Raw genomic sequence first — 14,831 nt, 5'->3', positions numbered from 1 at the left:
CATGCACATCGACCTGACAGGACGCACCGCGCTGGTCACCGGCTCCACCCAGGGCATCGGCGCGGCGATCGCCGTGGCCCTCGCCCGGGCCGGGGCCCGGGTGGGCGTCAACGGCCGTGACGAGCGGCGAGTGGCCCGGAGCGTGGAGTCACTGGCCGGGCAGGCACCCGGCGCCGACCTGGTGCCGGTGGCCGCCGACGTGACCACCGAGGACGGGACGGCCCGGGTGGCGGAGCTGCTGCCCCGGGTGGACATCCTCGTCAACAACCTGGGGGTCTTCGGCGCCGCCGACCCGCTGGAGATCACCGACGACGAGTGGCGGCGCTATTTCGAGGTGAACGTGCTGGCCGCCGTACGGCTGACCCGGCAGTACCTGCCCGGGATGACCGGGCGCGGCTGGGGCCGGATCCAGTACGTCGCCAGCGACTCGGCGGTCGTCATCCCGGCCGAGATGATCCACTACGGCATGTCGAAGACCGCGCTGCTGGCGGTGAGCCGCGGCTTCGCCAAGAAGGCGGCGGGCACGGGGGTGACGGTGAACTCCGTCATCGCCGGGCCCACCCACACCGGCGGCGTCGAGGACTTCGTGTACGAACTCGTGGACAGGGACCTGCCCTGGGACGAGGCCCAGCGCAGGTTCATGCGCGAGCACCGTCCGCAGTCCCTGCTCCAACGGCTGATCGAGCCGGAGGAGATCGCCCACATGGTCGTCTACCTCAGCTCCGAGCAGGCCTCGGCCACGACGGGCGGAGCACTGCGGGTCGACGGCGGATACGTCGACTCGATCCTTCCCTGACCAACGGTGCCCCCGGTCGCGGCGAGCAGCCGGTCGCCCTCGGCGGCCAGTTGCTGCGCGGTGGTGGCGGTCGCGGGCACGATCGATCTCTTCCCTGAGTGCGGTGCAGGAGTGCGGTGCACGGTTCGAGAGGTGCCCGCCGGCGCGTCCGGCGGACCCACGCGGGGCGATTCCCGTGCGGGAGCGGGCCCGGGAACCGGTTCGCAGACGGTTCGGCGCGGCCGTGGGGGAAGAGAAGGAGCGACGCTTACTGGCCGCGGCAGGCGGCGGTCGTCGGGAGGTGTGCGCCGTCAGAGGATCGTCGGGGCCGCTCCGAGGGTGGGGGTGATGCGGGCGCGGTGGCCGTGGCCGCAGTGGACGACGCGGTCGCCGAGGCCGAGCGCCTCGATCTCGGTGAGGAACGCCTCCAGGGGCGACCGCATGACCGTGTAGTCGCCGTAGTGGACCGGCAGCAGAAGGCGCGGGTCGAGGCGGCGCGCCAGCTCCGCTCCCTGGGCGCCGTCCATGGTGACCACGAAGCCGCCGGGCAGGCGGGTGCCACCGAGGTGGAGGATGGCCAGGTCGGCGGCCGGGAAGCGCTGGGCGATCTCGTCGAGGCCGTCGTGGACGAGGGTGTCGCCGGAGACGTACAGGCGCATCCTGGGCGGTCCTCCGGCGGGACCGAACTCCAGCATGCTGCCCATCACCGGCGGCAGCAGGCCGCGCAGCACGGGGTGCCCCGCGTGGCGTCCCGGCAGCGCCGTCACCCGCACCTGGTCGTCAGCGCGCCGGAGGGTCAACCCCTGCCAGGTGCGCAGGCCCGCGGTGCGGGGGAAGCGGTGCACCACGCGGAGCCTGCGTGCGGCGTGCGGCGTGGTGAGCACGGGGACGGTGTGGTCCAGTTCGCGGCGGGCCCGGCGGTCCCAGTGGTCGCCGTGCAGGTGCGAGAGGACGATCGCGTCGAGTCGGGGCAGGTCGCCGGGACCGAGCGCGGGCTCGGTGAGGCGGCGGCTGAGCAGGCCGTAGCCGAGATAGGCGTACTGCCCCCGGTGCAGGAAATTGGGGTCGGTGAGCAGGGTGAGTCCGCCGTAGCGCAGCAGGACGGTCGCGTTGCCGATGAAGTGCAGTTCGACCGCGCCGTCGGTGGTGTCGTCGTCCATGATGCGCGCCGTGACCGTTCTGCCCGACGGGGCCGCGGACGGCCCCGTGCAGGGCGTCGTCGTGGTTCTCGCTGGTTCTCAGCGGTTCTCGGTGATCTCGGTGGTTCTCAGTGCTGGTCGGGGTCCGCCTCGTCGGCTCCGCTGCTGGTACGGCTGGGCTGGCCGCCACCGCTGGTGCCGTAACCGCCGGGGACGCCCGGGACACTGTCCTCGTCCGCCTCGGCGCGGCTGATGTGCCGGACGGCGCGCACGTTCGAGCGCCGCTCGGGGTACGGGTAGCTGAAGGGCTGGGACTCCGCGCGCTTCTCCTCGTCCTCACGGATCTCGGATTCGGGCTTTTTGTCAGGTTTGGTCATGCCTTGCGGGTAACCCGGCACGCCGACGCTATGCAGTGCCAGACCCTCGGACGGGTACTCGGGCACGCGTCGATCGAAGACCGGATCCCGGCCGTACGAAGGAATGAGAGACATGACCGTCCCCGACGAGAACCGCCCGAAGACGGGGAAGACCGAGGACACCTCGGCCGCGCGCCCCGACCAGGGGCGCAGCCAGGCGAAGCACGAGGAGGGCGCCGGCCGCAGCATGCAGGAGGCGCTGGAGGAGGCAGGTGTCAGGTCGGAGGACTTCGAGGAGGAGAAGTAGCGGCTCACGGGCCAGGAGAAGCCCTGGAGCCCCTGCGCCCGGAGACCCGGCGCCCCGAAGACCCGGGCAAAAAGGAGAGCGCCGTCTGACCCCCGAACCCCGTTGTCAGTGCCCTGCTCTACAGTTCCCGTCACTTGATCACTGCGGGTGCGGGAGGCACATCGATGGGGTGGGTGTCGGCCGGCGGCTATGAGGTCGCCCTCGACGACGGCAAGGTGGTGTGCCGCAACGCGGCCGGGCGGAAGTTGAAGTCCGTACCGCCGAAGATCGCCGATGATCCGGCGGTGGTGGGGCTGCGTCAGCTCGCCGAGTGGCTGGAGCGCCACGAACGGCAGTGCCTGGCCGACGTGGAGCGGTGGATGGTGCGCTCGCTGCCGGTGCCGTTCGCCGTCCTGGTGCGGGTGTGGCCGGACCCGGCGTGGCGGGCCGCCCTGCGCGACGTGGTGGTCACGGGGGCCGACGGTGCGGTCGCCGGGTTCCTGCGGGACGCCGACGCCGAGCGCGGCCTCGGCCTCGTCGACCTCGACGGTGACACCGTCCGCCTCACCCCCCGGCTGGTGCGCCTGCCGCACCCCGTTCTCCTCGACGACCTGGAGGACCTGCGGGAGTTCGCCGTCGAGCTGGGCGTGGAACAGCGCGCCCAGCAGCTCTTCCGCGAGGTGTGGCGGCGGCCCGCCGCGCTCGACGCCGACGCGACCTCCGTCGAGACCTACGCGGGAGGCGCCTTCAAGGAACTGCGCTTCCTGCACGGCCGGGCGACCCAGCTCGGCTACCGCGTGCGCGGCGGCCACGCCGTGTGCTCCGTACTGGAGGACGGCCACACGGTCGAGGCCCGCGTGTGGGTCGGCGACTACGACGGCTACGAGGAGACGGAGACCGGCCCCCTGGTCTTCACCGACCCGGCCGGCCGGGTGCTGAAGCTCGGACAGATCGGACCCGTTGCCTGGTCCGAGGGCATGCGTATGGCGGCCGCACTGTATGCCGGGCGCGACATCGAGGACGAGGAGCGCGCGGCATGACGGTCAACGACGCGATCACGCACGGCGGATCCACCCACGGCGGAGTGGAGTACGAGGGGTCCGCGAACGGCGGCCCGGTGTACGACGGGTTCACCTACGACGCCGCCACGTCGGCCGCGCTGCTCGACGCCGGCGCGATCCTGCCCCCGGGCACCACGGACCGCGAGGACGCCGACGTCCTGACCGTGCGCACGTACACGCACCCCGCGCTGGACCAGCGGACGATCGTACGGCTGGTGCCGGGCACCCTGGGCGAGGCGGAAGACCTCGCCATGGACTTCCTCGGACTGGTCCGGGCCCGGGAGACCAGCGAGGTCGGGCAAGTGCGCCGCGAGGCACTGGGTTTCCCGGCGTGGGCCCTGGTCAACGACCCGGCGAACGGCCACCACGCGCTGGCGCTGGTGAAGGACGTCGAGCGGCTGGCCCGGCAGGCCAAGTCCCGTCCCGGCACCGCGAAGGAGGGCTTCGAGGCGCTGGGCGAGCGGCTCGGCCGGGCCGTGCCGCACTTCCTGCCCACCTTCTACGAGCAGGCCGCCCGCGTCTTCCTCCAGCACGACAACACCACGTACGCGGCCGCCTTCTTCGGCAAGGCCCGCGAGGCGGAGCGGGTGCACGCGCTGGCCGTGGACGAGGAGCGGCAGCGTGCCGTGTTCCTGGAGTTCGCCTTCGCCGGCGCGCTCACGGTGAAGGCGCTCAAGGAACATGTGAAGGCGCTCTCGGCGCGGCTCAGCCCCGCCGAGGCCTGGGCGCAGTTCCGGCAGTTGACCGTGGAGCGCTGCGCGGCCGGTATGCCGCCGTACGCGTCGCTGCCCCAGGACGCGCGCGCCCTGATCAAGGCCGCGGGCCTGGACCGGGTCACCGAGGAGTGCGCCCTGGTCGCCGACCTGCTCGCCTCCCCCGCGGCGGTCCGGGCTCCCGCGTCCTTCTGGAACACCTACCGGGCGACGCTCGTCACCCTGGCCGAGCGGCAACCCGCCGTACGGGCCCGGCTGTTGGAGATCATGCCGGCCGGTCTCGGCCGCTCCCTCGACGACGACGAGTTCTGGCTGGCGCTGCTCGCGGAGACCGGCGCCGAACGGCTGCTGACCGGCGAGACCGGGAGGGCGGACGGGACGACGAACGACCCTCACGGGACGAACGACCCTTACGGGACGGACGGTTCCGGCCGGACCGACGGAGTCGACGCGGCGGAGTGGCTCGGCCGCTGGGCGCTGCACCGCAAGCACGGCGCCGCGTACAGCATGCTCTCCCCCGCCACCCTCGCCCTCGTGGAGCGCATGGCCCCGCGGCTGCGCGCCCAGGGCCGCCCCGTCGACCTGTTCTCCGGCCGCTGGCAGGCCGGTGCCGACCTCGACCTGCTGGACCTGTGCGTCGCGCAGGGCATACCGCTGACCCTGCCCGCGGCCGACGGGAAGGTCTTCCTGCCGCTCAGCCAGTGGCTGCAGGAAACCCGGCCGGGGCGACGGGACCTCACGGCCGTCGCCGCGCATCCGCACTGCCGGCGCCTGCTGTACACCGCGGTCGGCAACCTGAGCGGCCACCGCCCCGGCCCGGCACTGCTGGACGGGCTGGCCGGGCACCCGGTCCTCGCCGACGTGCTGCGCGAGTGGCTGGACGACGCGGCCGCCGAACTGGCCGGCGCGACCACCCTGCCCGCCGTGGGCGCCGCGCTGGAGCGGCTGCGCCCGTTCCGCGCGGTCGCCGCCCGGATCAGCCCCGAGGCCGTCGCCCGGGTCGCCGCCGTCGAGCTCGCGCCGCTGCTCGGCCGCACCCTGCGCGCCGGCATCCCGGACGAACTGGGCTGGCCCGCCCTCGACGAGGCGCTGCGGCGGCTGGACGCGGAGACCCGCACCGACCGCGACGACAGTCTCACCGTCCAGGAGGCCTGGCCGGCGCTGATCGTCGCCCGCCGGGACAAGGCGATCGTCGTGGGCCCGCAGGAGATCCTGCTGGAGCACGACCTGCGCCTGCCCGTGACCCTGGACCGCTGGCAGCGCCCGTCGTTCCGTTACACCGGCGGCGAGCTGCTGGTGATGTGGTGGCACGACGGCAAGCACTACGGCTACTGGTCGGCGCGCCCGTCGGAGGTGTTCCCCGTCGGCGGCGAGCGGTTGCAGCGCTGGTACGGCGGCGGGGAAGCGGGCGACACCTCGATCCCGCTGCCCGGCGGCGGCCGGGCCACCGGTGGCCGCGCCCTGCACGCCGGCGACACCGAACTGCCGCCCGCCCGGCCCGTCCTCGGCGACGGCACCTCGTACTGGCGCCAGGGCCGGCAGGGACGGCAGCAGGTGTGGCTGGAGTACGACCCGGCCACCGGCACGCACGGGCGCGCCTCGCTGCCCGCGTTCCTGCGGACCGGCATCCGCGAGGGTGCCACCCTGGTCCAGCAGCACTGCTCGGTGCTGCCGCTCCAGCCCGGTCTCGAGCACAGCCCGTTCGGCACGGACGGCACGGTGCTCGGCCGCTGGGTGCGCACCGAGGGCGAGGGCGACGAGGCCCGCACCACCGTCGGCACGCCGGACGGCCGGACCGTCACCGTGGCGACGGCGCACGGCCGGATGCCGGGCGTTCCGCTCGGCGCGCTGCGGCTGCCCGGCGGCGCCGAGCCGGTCGCCGTCGCACTGCACCGCCAGATCGCTTTCTTCACGGCGGACGGCGATGGCGACGGCGGCGTGCGGGAGACGGGCCGGGTGACGCCGCTGTCGCGCGGCGGGGAGTTCGCCGCGGGAACGCGGCTCGTTCCCCCGGCCGACTTCTGGCACGCGCTGCGGCCCCGCGACGAGGCCGCGTCGGCGCTGCTGCGGGCGCTGAGCGACGCCGAGGCGGGCGAGGTACTGCGCGCCGGGGCTCAGGCGCTGGCCGAGCGGCAGGCGAAGGCCGCGGCCGCGGCGGCCCTGGCGAAGGCCGGGGCGGCGGCCGCGGGCGGGACCGGCACAGCGCGTGCGCGGGCCGCGCGGAGGACGTCCGCGGCCGGGAACGCCACGGGGGCCGCCGCCGGGCAGCCCGCCGTGCCGTCCGCCGAGGAGGTCCTGCGGGAGACCGTCTCGCGCTGTCTGCCCGCGCTCACCGAGCCGCACGTGCTCGCCGGTGTCGCCGGTCTCACGCGTGGCGCGCTGCGCCTGGCGGAGTCGATCGCCACGTTCGTGGCGCCTCCGGTGGAACGGCCGGAGGCGGACGTCAAGCGCGCCGAGGGCATGTTCGCCGACTACCGCCCCGAGAACGGCGACGACCAGACCCTGCGCGAGGCCGTGGCCGGGCTCGTCGTCCTCCAGGGCTGGTGGGGCAGCGACCAGCGCTGGAACGCGCTGCGGCAGATCCGCGCCGTGAACCACGTCCTGTCGGGCAAGCCGGCCGACGGCAAGCCCCTGCCCGAGTCCGCCCGGCTCGCCGGCGCCGGGGCTGTAACGGCCGCCGGGACCGCTGGAGCCACCGGGACCGGTGGGCCCGCCGGCGGGTGGCGCAGCGACGAGTTCACGGTTCCCCTCATCGGTCTGCTGTGGCCTTCCGTGCTCACGCTGCTGCGCCCGCTCGCCTACCGCGCCGCGTCGCCGACCGTGACGCCGACGCACCGCGAGGCACTGCTGCTGCTCTTCGACGCGATCACGGAAGGGCCCCTGGCCGCGTCCGCCGGGGCGCTGCGTGAGGTCGTGCTGAGCGAGCCGCACAGCGGGCAGGAGCGGGCCGGCCAGGTGCTGCGCCGGGACGGCCGTACCGTCGTCGTCCTCGGCTGCCAGAGCGTCGACCACCGCGACGGGCGGGTGCACTGGCTGGCCCTGGACCACGACCCGGCCGGTGTGTTCGGCGCGGTCGCGCACTTCACGCTGGAGCGGGAGACCGCGTACCCGCCGGTGTTCCCGGCCGACGCGCTGGCCGCGGTGACCGCGCTGATCCGCGAGAAGGGGCCCGCGCCCTGGCAGCCGGACGCGCCCGCCGCCCTGGTCGCCGCGACGCGGGACGGACTGGGGCCCGTGCAGGCGGCGCTGCTGGTCGCGGGCAGACCGGCCCAGCTCACCGACGAGGTGATCGCCGCGACCGGTCTGAAGCCGCGGCAGAAGGAGCTCGGCGACACGCTGCTGGGCTGGCTCGCGCCGGACGACCGGACGGCGCTCGTCGGCGCGCTGCTGCCCGAGAACCCTGCGGACCTGTGGACGGCCGGGCCGGACACGGCGGCGGCGGGCCGGGTGTGGGCCGAGCGGCTCGCCGGGGTCGTCCGCCTGCCCGAGGAGCTGGCCGGGGAGCAGTCGCTGGCCGGGCTGCCCACGGGTTCCGCCGAGGAGGTGCTGAACCCGCAGCGCACACCGTGGCTCAGCCGCACCACCGTGCAGCGGCTCGGCAAGGACGGCGAGCTGGTGGCGGAGGACCCGCAGGCGGTGCCGGGCCGCTACGACCTGTCGCGTGCCCTGGCCGCCCTGACCGGGCTCGCCTACTCCCTGCCGTACGGGCATCCCCTGCGCGCCGCCCTGCCCGGCGCGCTGACCGCGCTGCGCCGCCGTGTCGCGGACCCGGGGCTGCTGCTCGACCTGGACCTGGCGTGGACGGAGAAGGGCACGTCGGCCGCCGTGGAACTGCGCAAGGCGTACGGCATGCCGCCGGCCGGCGGTGCCGACGGGCGGGGTCTGACCGCCGTGGGCGAGGCGCTGGTGCTGCGGCCCTGGTACGGCGAGCACGAGGCCGTCCTGGTCCGCACGGGTGCCCTCACGAGCGCGGACGACCCGGTGTTCGGGCTGGTCGAGGGTCTGATGGGGCCGGCGCAGGGCCACGGTATGCGGGCGCTGCGGACGATCCTGAGCGAGGACCTCACCCGCGCGGTCGCGGCTGGAACGGATGCGCGGGAAGCCACCGGGTACGCCCAGGATCCGGCCGTCAGCGTGCCCGGCCTGGTCGCCGAGGTCGCGCGGGCCCACGGCCTGGGCGAGGACGCGGCGGCGCTCTATCTGCAGCTGCTGGCCCTGCCCGACCCGACGGACCGCAACTGCGCCCGCTGGACGGGCTGGAAGCCGGCCCGCATGAAGAAGGCGCGCGCGGAACTCGCGGCGAGCGGCCTGGTCGTCGAGGCCAAGCGGGCGCGCGCCGGACGCACCCTCTTCCTGCCGTGCGGCTGGCTCGACCTGAAGTCGCCCGCGCTGCCGGTCGAGGTCTGGAAGCAGGGCCTCTACCCGGTCGGCACGCACGCCCGCGCGGTGCCGCTGATACCGGTGCCGGAGCTGTTCCAGCGCGCCTGGGACCGCGTCCGCGCCGGTGACGCCCCGGCCTACGAGGAACTGACCACCCGGGCGACCCGCAAGGGCCGCCGCAGGTGACCGCGACCGACCGGCCTCCGGCCGCTCCCCAGTCACCTGCGGCCACCGCCGGCCCGCCGCCGGCCATCGCCCGCCCACGCCCGGCCGATGACCGCCCACGCCCGGCCGATGACCGCCCACGCCCGGCCGATGACCGCCCACGCCCGGCCGATGGTCGGTCACGGTCGGCCGATGACCCCGGCACCCGACCTCTGTCCACCCACGTCCGGAAGAACCCCAGCCGATGACCACCACCCTCTCCCCCGCCCCGGCCCGTCAGATCGTCCCGCCCGAGGACCGGTACGCGACCGAGCTGGCCTTCCTCGCCGCGTACGACGACGGGCCGCGTCCGCCCGCGTGGCGGCTCACGCCCCGCGCGGTCGTCACGTTCGTCATGGGCAGCGACGGCCAGGCCCTAAAGCTGCCGGACGACGCGCCGGTGCCGGACGGCGTGCCGCGCCGGCTGGTGGTCGAGGGGAAGTTCGTCGGTGACCGGGCGCTGGTCGAGCGGTGCGTGGTGACGCTCGCCGGGGAGCGCGGTCTGCTGCTCGTCGGCGAGCCCGGCACGGCCAAGTCGATGCTGTCGGAGCTGCTGTCCGCCGCCGTGTGCGGCACCAGCGGCCTGGTGGTGCAGGGGACGGCGGGAACGACCGAGGACCAGCTGAAGTACGGCTGGAACTACGCCCTGTTGCTGGCGCAGGGACCGAGCCGGCAAGCACTCGTGCCCTCTCCCGTCCTGACCGCGATGTCGCGGGGCGCCATCGCCCGCGTCGAGGAGGTCACGCGCTGCCTGCCCGAAGTGCAGGACTCCCTGGTGTCGTTGCTCTCCGAGCGGCGGATCGCGGTGCCCGAACTGGCGGGCACCGAGGACGCCCTGGCGCACGCGGCGCCCGGCTTCAACCTCATCGCCACCGCCAACCTGCGCGACAAGGGCGTCTCCGAGATGTCCGCGGCCCTCAAGCGCCGCTTCAACTTCGAGACGGTCGGCCCCATCGGGGACATCGACGCGGAGATCGCGCTGGTGCGCGGCCAGGCGCAGGCGTCCGTGGCGCGCGCCGGGGCGCCGTTCCAGGTCGACGACGCCGTCCTGGAGGCCCTGGTCACCGCCTTCCGGGACCTGCGTGAGGGCCGCTCGGCGGAGGGCTGGGAGGTGGAGCGGCCGTCCACGGTGATGAGCACCGCGGAGGCCGTCTCGGTCGCCGGGGCGCTCGCGCTGGCGGCGGCGTACTTCCCGGGCGACCGTGACGTGCTCGGCCTGCTGCCGGGGCATCTGCTGGGCGTGGTCCGCAAGGACGACCCCGCGGACGCCGCCCGGCTGCGCGGCTACTGGGACGGTCCGGTGCGGCGCCGCGCCGAGCAGGGTTCCGCCACCTGGCGCACCCTGTGGGACCTGCGTACGGTCCTGGAGGGCTGAGCACCGTGTCCCTGTCCCACGGGCCCGCCGCCGCGACCGGCGCGCCCTCTCCCGGCGGTGCGCGCCTCTCGCCCGACGAGGCGCTCGCCGCGCTCACCGGCCCGTCCGCGCCCTGCCTCATCGGCGTACGGCACCACGCGCCCTCCCTGGCCGCCGCCGTGCCGGCGCTGCTGGACGCGGCGAAGCCGGACGTGCTGCTCGTCGAACTGCCCGCCGAGATGCAGGAGTGGCTGCCCTGGCTGGGGCACGCGGAGACGCGGGCCCCGGTAGCCCTGGCAGCCGCACCCGGCGACGGCGGCGGTGAGGGGCCGGCGTTCTACCCGTTCGCCGACTTCTCGCCCGAGCTGGCCGCCGTGCGCTGGGCCGCCCGGCACGGGGTGCCGGTGGTCGCCTGTGATCTGCCGCTCGCCGACCGCGCGTGGCGTGAGGGGCGGCAGACCGCGGGGCGCCATCCCGGCGGCCCCGGTCTGGGCACCGCGCTGCGGGCCCGGCTGACGGGGCGTCCCGGGGACGACCTGTGGGACCGTCTCGTGGAGGCCACGGCTCCCGGTTCCCCGCCGGAGGCACTGCGCCGGGCGGCCCTGCTCACCGGGTGGGCGCTGCGCGAGGACGCGATCGCCTCCGGCGGGGTGCCGGAGCTGGACCTGCGGCGCGAGCAGTGGATGCGGGACCGGCTCGCCGAGGCGACGGCGCGGGGCGAGCGGGCGGCCGTGGTGGTCGGCGCGTTCCACGCTCCGGCGCTGGTGGGACAGGACACCGGAAGTGACGGTTCCGGTGCGGGGGTCGTACGACGGGACGCCCGAGGCACCGATTCCGCTCCGGCGGTCGTACGGGGGGAGGCTGCAGGCACCGATTCCGTCCCGGCGGTCGCACGGCAGGGCGCCGCGGGCACCGATGCCGCCTGGACGACCTCGCTGATCCCGTACACGTACGCCCTCCTCGATGAGCGGTCCGGCTATCCGGCCGGCATCCGGGACCCGGAGTGGCAGGACATGGTCCTGCGCGCGGCCGGCGATCCGGCGGCGCTGGAGGAGGCGCTGACGCGGGCGGCCGTCCGCGTCTGCGCCGAACTGCGCGCCCTCGGCCACCCCTCGGGCCCCGCCGACGCGCGCGAGATCAGCCGGCTCGCCTCGGACCTGGCCCGGCTGCGCGGCCTGCCCGCGGCGGGCCGCGGTGAGCTGGTCGAGGCGGTGCAGACGGTGCTCGCGCAGGGCGAGCCGTACGGGCGGGGCCGGGCGGTCGCGCGGGCGATGGAGCGGGTGCTCGTCGGCACGCGCAGCGGGCGCCCCGCCCCGCAGGCGCCGCGCAGCGGTCTCGCCCCGGCGGTCGAGGCGGAGGTGGCGCGGCTGGGCCTGCCCGGTCCGGAGACGGGTTCCGGCACCTCGCGCGACCTGCGGCTGGATCCACTGCGCTCCGGCCTCGACCGGAGCCGGGAGCTGCTGCTGCGCCGGCTGACGGTGTGCGGGGTGCCGTACGGGGAGGCCAAGGAGGTCGTCGGCGCGGGCGGCACCGAGGCGCTGACCACCCGCTGGGAGGTGCGGTGGACGCCCGCCACGGCGGCCATGCTGACCGCGGCCGGTGTGCGCGGGGTGACCGCCGCGCAGGCCGCCGAAGGGGTCCTGCGGGAGCGGTGGCGCGCCGAGCGGGACGAGGGCGGTCCGACGGCCGCACAGGCTGTCGCGGGGCTCGGGCAGGCGGCGGAGTGCGGCCTGCCCGGACTGGCGGACGAGCGGCTCGACGAGGTCGCGGACGTCCTGCCCCAGGCCGGTACCCTGCCGGAGCTGCTGGCCGCTCTGGCCCTGCTGGACCGGCTGCGGGCCGGGCACGTTCCCGGGCTGGACGCCGAGGCGCGCCGGGTGGCGAGGGTGGCCGCCGTCGCCGAGCTGCTGACGGCCGCGGCGGTACGGCAGGTGGACGGGCTGGCCGGGTCCGAGGACCCCGCCGACGCCCGTGCCCTGCTCGAACTGGCCCACCGAGCGGACGTGCCGGGCGGTATCCGGCTCGCCGACGCGCTGGCCCGTCTGGCCGCCGACGGCTCCCCGCTGATGCGCGGTGCCGCCGGTGCCGTGCGCGTGCTCCTGGGGCAGGAGGACGCGCGGGTCTTCGGCGACCGGGTGGCCTCCTGGGTCGACGGGGCCACCGACCCCGACTCCCGCGCCGCGCTGACCGCCCGGCTCGGCGGGCTGCTGACCGCCGCGGGTCCGCTGCTGGAGGCGGCGGCGCCCGCGCTGGAGCCGCTGCTCGCCCGGGTGTCCGAGCTGCCCGACCGGGCGTTCCTCGACCGGCTCCCCGCGCTGCGCGGCGGCTTCGACACCCTCAGCCCCGCGGCCCGCGACCGGCTCCTGGCCGCCGTGGAGCAGCGCCTCGACACCGAGCGGGTCACCGACACGCACGGCGTCGACCCGGCCGCGCTCGCGCTGTGGACCCAGGCGGACTTCACGGCGCGCGAGACCCTGCGGTCACTGGGCCTCCTGCCCGCGGTGAGCGCCGGCCAGGCGGGGGACGGCCGCCCGGCGGGGGACGCCCGCCCGGCTGGGGACGGCGGCTCGGCAGGGAATGGCGGCCCGGCAGAGGACGGCAGCCCGGCAGAGGACATAGACCCGGCAGGGAACGGCCCGGCAGCGAACGGCAGCCCGGCAGAGGACGGCAGCGCGGCAGGGGACGGCAGCCCGGCAGGGGACGCGCCGGCACCGAACAGCCACCCGACGGGGGACGTCGACCCGGCACGGACCGCCGCCCCGGCAGGGGCCGGCAAGTCGGCAGCAAGCGCCGAGCCCGGCGGCACCGTTGCGCCGGTCGGCACGACGGCCGACGTCGGCGCCCCTTTCCCGGCCGCACCCCGAACCGACGATCACCACCTCGCCCCCGCCGACCGCTGGCGCCTGCTCCTCGGCCGCCGTACGGAACGGCTCCCGGCGTCCCTGGCGCCGCTGGCGACCGCGCTGGACGAGCTGTACGGCAGCGGACGCGGTGAGGGCAGCCGCGGGGACCTGACGGGCCGGGGAACCGGCGGCGGGCGGGAGGCACCGTACCCCGGCGTGCGGGAGTGGTCCGAGGAGCTGGCCGCGCTGTTCGGGCCGGGCATCCGCGAAGAGGTGCTGGCCGCGGTCGCCGCGACGGGCCGCCGGGACGTGCTCGCCGAACTGGACGCGGACAGCGTGCGGCCCTCGGTGGACCTGCTGCGGACCGTGCTGCACCACGCGGGCGGGCTGCCCGAGGCCCGGCTGGCCGCGCTGCGCCCGCTCGTCCGGCGCCTGGTCGACGCGCTGACCCGGGAACTGGCCACCCGTCTGCGCCCCGCCCTGCACGGCACGGCCCTCCCCCGCCCCAGCAGGCGGCCCGGCGGCGGCCTGGACCTGCCCCGCACCCTGCGGGCCAACCTGGCGACCGCGCGCCGCGCCCCGGACGGCACGGTCCGGGTGATCCCCGAGCGGCCCGTCTTCCGCACCCGGGCGCGCCGGAGCGCCGACTGGCGGCTGATCCTGGTCACCGACGTGTCGGGGTCCATGGAGGCGTCCACGGTGTGGGCCGCGCTGACCGCCTCGGTGCTGGCGGGCGTGCCGACGCTGTCCACCCACTTCCTGGCGTTCTCCACGGAGGTCATCGACCTCACCGGGCACGTGGACGATCCGCTGTCGCTGCTGCTGGAGGTGAGCGTGGGCGGTGGTACGCACATCGCGGCCGGTCTGCGGCACGCGCGTGAGCTGGTCACCGTGCCGTCGCGCACCCTCGTCGTGGTCGTCAGCGACTTCGAGGAGGGCTATCCGCTCGGCGGTCTGCTCGCCGAGGTGCGCGCGCTGGTCTCGGCCGGCTGCCATGTCCTGGGCTGCGCCAGCCTGGACGACACGGGCCGGCCCCGCTACTCCACCGGGGTCGCCGGTCAGCTCGTCGCCGCGGGGATGCCCGTCGCCGCTCTCAGTCCGCTCGAACTCGCCCGCTGGGTAGGGGAGAAGATCGCATGAGCCCGGATCTGCCTCCGGTCGCCCCGTCCGTCACCGCCGAACTCGTCGAGGCGCTCTCGCCGCGCCTGCGCAAGCGGCTGGACGCCGGTGTCGCCAAGCTCGCGGCCCGCCCGGTGGTCCGTGAGGGCGACCTCGTACGGATCGCCGTCGACGACGAGACGGACGTCGTCCTGCACGTGTCCGGCGGGGCGGTGTCCAGCGCGGACGCGATCCGCTGCGCATGTCTGCTCGCCCCCGACTGCCTGCACCGCGCGGCGGCGGCCTGCGCCGCGCCGGTCGCCGAGCATCCCCCCGCCGCCGCGCACCCCCCAGCCGCCGGGCATCCCCCGGCCGCCGCGCACCCCCCGGCCGCCGAACCCGCCGAGGCCGGGAACGAGCAGCGCGCCACGGGACCGGAGTCCGAGGCGCCGCCGCGCACGGGACAGCCGGCCGGGGCGGCGGGGCGGACCGGGCACCCGGAGCCCGAGTCGGCCACCGAGGACCAGCGCGCCGCCGCCGCAGCGGTGCACGCCGCGACGGCCGCCGTCCTGGAAGCCGGCACGGACGGTGCCGGCGCCGTGCTCCAGGCGGAGCTGCTGCG

8 protein-coding genes and 1 pseudogene are annotated in these 14,831 nt (G+C 76.1%); 7 read left to right on the top strand and 2 right to left on the bottom strand.

Annotated elements, in window-relative coordinates; translation table 11 throughout:
* The first annotated feature begins 1 nt into the window (after window position 1).
* Window positions 2-796 (top strand): SDR family oxidoreductase, encoded by a 795-nt coding sequence (locus tag AB0K92_RS26575; protein WP_365926826.1) that lies wholly within the window; start codon window positions 2-4, stop codon window positions 794-796.
* Between the two features lie 290 nt (window positions 797-1,086).
* Here the strand turns inward: AB0K92_RS26575 and AB0K92_RS26570 are convergent, their stop codons facing one another.
* Window positions 1,087-1,935, bottom strand: coding sequence for an MBL fold metallo-hydrolase (locus AB0K92_RS26570; RefSeq protein ID WP_365926824.1), 849 nt, complete (start codon window positions 1,933-1,935; stop codon window positions 1,087-1,089).
* Window positions 1,936-2,042: 107 nt separating this feature from the next.
* The gene (locus tag AB0K92_RS26565; protein ID WP_365926822.1) at window positions 2,043-2,291 is read right to left on the bottom strand and encodes a hypothetical protein; all 249 of its coding nucleotides are present in this window, start codon (window positions 2,289-2,291) and stop codon (window positions 2,043-2,045) included.
* A 112-nt stretch (window positions 2,292-2,403) separates the two neighbouring features.
* Here AB0K92_RS26565 and AB0K92_RS26560 point away from each other — a divergent pair, with 112 nt between their 5' ends.
* The 6 genes and pseudogenes from AB0K92_RS26560 to AB0K92_RS26535 form a co-directional block, all read left to right on the top strand.
* On the top strand, window positions 2,404-2,577 hold the full coding sequence (locus AB0K92_RS26560) for a hypothetical protein (RefSeq protein ID WP_365926820.1): 174 nt from the start codon (window positions 2,404-2,406) through the stop codon (window positions 2,575-2,577).
* Window positions 2,578-2,741: 164 nt separating this feature from the next.
* Complete coding sequence (locus AB0K92_RS26555; RefSeq protein ID WP_365926818.1) at window positions 2,742-3,596, top strand: DUF4132 domain-containing protein; 855 nt, start codon at window positions 2,742-2,744, stop codon at window positions 3,594-3,596.
* The gene (locus AB0K92_RS26550) at window positions 3,593-8,896 is read left to right on the top strand and encodes a hypothetical protein (RefSeq protein ID WP_365926816.1); all 5,304 of its coding nucleotides are present in this window, start codon (window positions 3,593-3,595) and stop codon (window positions 8,894-8,896) included. The genes AB0K92_RS26555 and AB0K92_RS26550 overlap by 4 nt, the downstream gene beginning before the upstream one ends.
* A 223-nt stretch (window positions 8,897-9,119) precedes the next feature.
* Complete coding sequence (locus tag AB0K92_RS26545; protein WP_365926814.1) at window positions 9,120-10,289, top strand: AAA family ATPase; 1,170 nt, start codon at window positions 9,120-9,122, stop codon at window positions 10,287-10,289.
* 11 nt (window positions 10,290-10,300) lie between these two features.
* Window positions 10,301-14,251, top strand: a complete 3,951-nt coding sequence (locus tag AB0K92_RS26540) for a DUF5682 family protein (protein ID WP_365926899.1) — start codon at window positions 10,301-10,303, stop codon at window positions 14,249-14,251.
* Window positions 14,248-14,831: pseudogene (locus AB0K92_RS26535) on the top strand (hypothetical protein); the annotation flags it as partial. The gene AB0K92_RS26540 and the pseudogene AB0K92_RS26535, both read left to right, overlap by 4 nt.

Origin of the sequence: Streptomyces sp. NPDC052687, assembly GCF_040678395.1 — a bacterium.
In the GTDB taxonomy this organism is placed as follows: domain Bacteria; phylum Actinomycetota; class Actinomycetes; order Streptomycetales; family Streptomycetaceae; genus Streptomyces.
This window is presented reverse-complemented; position numbering and strand designations above follow the sequence as displayed.

Excerpts from the sequence above, each read along its gene's own strand:
- AB0K92_RS26575 (WP_365926826.1), top strand. The coding sequence starts at position 2 with ATGCACATCGACCTGACAGGACGCACCGCGCTGGTCACCGGCTCCACC.
- AB0K92_RS26570 (WP_365926824.1), bottom strand. The coding sequence starts at position 1,935 with ATGGACGACGACACCACCGACGGCGCGGTCGAACTGCACTTCATCGGC.
- AB0K92_RS26565 (WP_365926822.1), bottom strand. The coding sequence starts at position 2,291 with ATGACCAAACCTGACAAAAAGCCCGAATCCGAGATCCGTGAGGACGAG.
- AB0K92_RS26560 (WP_365926820.1), top strand. The coding sequence starts at position 2,404 with ATGACCGTCCCCGACGAGAACCGCCCGAAGACGGGGAAGACCGAGGAC.
- AB0K92_RS26555 (WP_365926818.1), top strand. The coding sequence starts at position 2,742 with ATGGGGTGGGTGTCGGCCGGCGGCTATGAGGTCGCCCTCGACGACGGC.
- AB0K92_RS26550 (WP_365926816.1), top strand. The coding sequence starts at position 3,593 with ATGACGGTCAACGACGCGATCACGCACGGCGGATCCACCCACGGCGGA.
- AB0K92_RS26545 (WP_365926814.1), top strand. The coding sequence starts at position 9,120 with ATGACCACCACCCTCTCCCCCGCCCCGGCCCGTCAGATCGTCCCGCCC.